Raw genomic sequence first — 620 nt, forward strand, 5'->3', positions numbered from 1 at the left:
GGCGACTAGCTAATTCTTATGCGGCCTTTGGGCCGGCGATCAGCCCAGGGAGGTACTGTAGGGCCGCCGCATCGCGCTTGCGGAAGTAGTCCATCGCGTATTTCGGGATCAAGACTTCGCGGACGTGGCGCCGGAAGTCGGCCAGATACTCTTCCGGATAGAGCTTTGCGGGCACGCGGCGACCGTCTTGGTAGCGATGCCAGTACGTCGGAAGCGCCTTCGTATCGATGCCCGTGGCCCGCAGCTCTTTGCAGTAGATCTGTCCCGATGAGATGTCGGGCACCATCTCGGGCGGTACCCGGTACCCCAGCCGTTCGAGCGGGGCGATCAACATGATGGAAAGCTCGGCGAGCACCGAGAAGTAGCCAACAGGCACTTGGTCGTTGTTAAGAAGGTAGCGCTGTAGATGATAGGGCAGATTGGAATTGCCGGGGCGGTTCTTGCCCGACATCCAATCGTAGACCCACTGGCCGACCTTCACCGCGAAAATCGGAGAGCACCACTGTGCGAGGTGAATGGCAACCTGAGGATGGACCCAGGTGCCCTGAAGACGGACATCTCCTCCGGTAAGTGGCTGAACTAGTGCACTGACTCAGACGGAAGGGTCAGGAGATCGGCTG

At 59.8% G+C, this 620-nt stretch carries 1 protein-coding gene and 1 pseudogene; both read right to left on the reverse strand.

Features of this window, described 5'->3' with window-relative positions; all coding sequences use genetic code 11:
- Positions 1-16 precede the first annotated feature (16 nt).
- Complete coding sequence (locus MGN01_RS23335; protein ID WP_488803229.1) at positions 17-451, reverse strand: BstA C-terminal domain-containing protein; 435 nt, start codon at positions 449-451, stop codon at positions 17-19.
- A gap of 6 nt (positions 452-457) precedes the next feature.
- A pseudogene (locus tag MGN01_RS24700) lies at positions 458-544 on the reverse strand (KilA-N domain-containing protein); the annotation flags it as partial.
- Positions 545-620: the final 76 nt, after the last annotated feature.

Source organism: Methylobacterium gnaphalii (assembly GCF_007992215.1).
GTDB lineage: Bacteria > Pseudomonadota > Alphaproteobacteria > Rhizobiales > Beijerinckiaceae > Methylobacterium > Methylobacterium gnaphalii.